At 66.9% G+C, this 1,434-nt stretch carries 1 protein-coding gene; it reads right to left on the bottom strand.

Going from position 1 to position 1,434, the window contains the following annotated elements; translation table 11 throughout:
• Positions 1–55: 55 nt before the first annotated feature.
• Positions 56–1,294, bottom strand: coding sequence for an IS256 family transposase (locus VT50_RS36955; protein ID WP_046087910.1), 1,239 nt, complete (start codon positions 1,292–1,294; stop codon positions 56–58).
• Between the last annotated feature and the right edge of the window lie 140 nt (positions 1,295–1,434).

Genomic DNA, 1,434 nt, shown 5'->3' on the forward strand with positions numbered 1-1,434 from the left:
GGTCACGTCCGCTGGAGTGGTGTATCGACGGCCACTCGGTGATCCGTTGTTGAGGCTATGCGGTGAGTTCGGTGGGGAGGCTGGGTTCGTCGGTTTCTGACTCGATCGGGTGGAGGCGGGCCTTGGTGAGGAGTTCGCGGCCCATGTAGCGGCGGGCTTCGGTCCATTCGTCGTTCTGCTCGGCCAGGACGGCGCCGACCAGGCGGATCACGGCGGTGCGGTCGGGGAAGATCCCGACCACGTCGGTGCGGCGGCGGATCTCTTTGTTCAGGCGTTCTTGCGGGTTGTTGGACCAGATCTGGGCCCAGATCTGGCGGGGGTAGGCGGTGAAGGCCAGCAGGTCGTGCTGGGCGGCGTCCAGGTGCTCGGCGGCCTTGGGGAATCTAGTCTCCAGGGTGTCGAGGACCTGTTTGATCTGGGCGTGGACAGCGGTGCTGTCGGGTTGTTCGAAGACGGTCCGCAGGAGGGTGGCGACCCAGGGCTGGGCCGATTTGGGGACCTGGGAGAGGAGGTTGCGGGCGTAGTGGGTGCGGCACCGTTGCCAGGAGGCGCCGGGCAGGGTGGCGCCGATGGCATCGACCAGTCCGGTGTGGGCGTCGGAGATCACGAGCTGGACGCCGGAGAGTCCGCGGGCGATCAGGGAGCGCAGGAAGGCCAGCCAGCCGGCTCCGTCTTCGGCGGTGGCGACGTCCAGGCCCAGGATTTCGCGCTGGCCGTCGGCGTTGACGCCGACGGCGACCAGGGCGTGGACGTTGATGATGCGGCCGCCTTCGCGGACTTTCTGAGTCAGGGCGTCGACCCACATGAAGGTGTAGGGGCCGGTGTCCAGGGGCCGGTTGCGGAAGGCGGCGACCTGTTCGTCTAGGTGTTTGGCCATCGCGCTGACCTGGGATTTCGATAGCTGGGTTACCCCGAGGGAGGCGGCGAGTTTCTCCACCCGGCGGGTGCTGACGCCTAGGACGTAGGCGGTGGCGACGACCGAGACCAGGGCCTGTTCGGCGCGTCGGCGGCGTTCCAGGAGCCAGGTGGGGAAGTAGCTGCCCTGGCGGAGTTTGGGGATGGCGAGTTCGACGGTACCGGCGCGGGTGTCCCACTCGCGGGGGCGGTAGCCGTTGCGGTGGTTGACGCGGTTGTCGCTGACCTGGCCGTATTCGGCTCCGCACAGAGTGTCGGCCTCGGCGGACATCAGCGCGTCGGCGAACGTTTTGATCATTGCGCGCAGCAGGTCCGGACTCGCCGAAGCGAGGTTCTCCTCGGTCAGGTCGTGCAGGGGCACACTGTCAGGTGCGGTCATCGCGCTGATCTCCTTCAAGATCTTGGTCGTTCTCGAAGGATCAGCCGATGGCCGTCTCTCTATGCGGGCATACACCCTGACGCCGGGACAAACACCCGGATCAGGCGGAACCCGTACACCACTTCCCAGGACGCAACCCG

It is taken from the genome of Streptomyces antioxidans (assembly GCF_000968685.2).
Taxonomy (GTDB): domain Bacteria; phylum Actinomycetota; class Actinomycetes; order Streptomycetales; family Streptomycetaceae; genus Streptomyces; species Streptomyces antioxidans.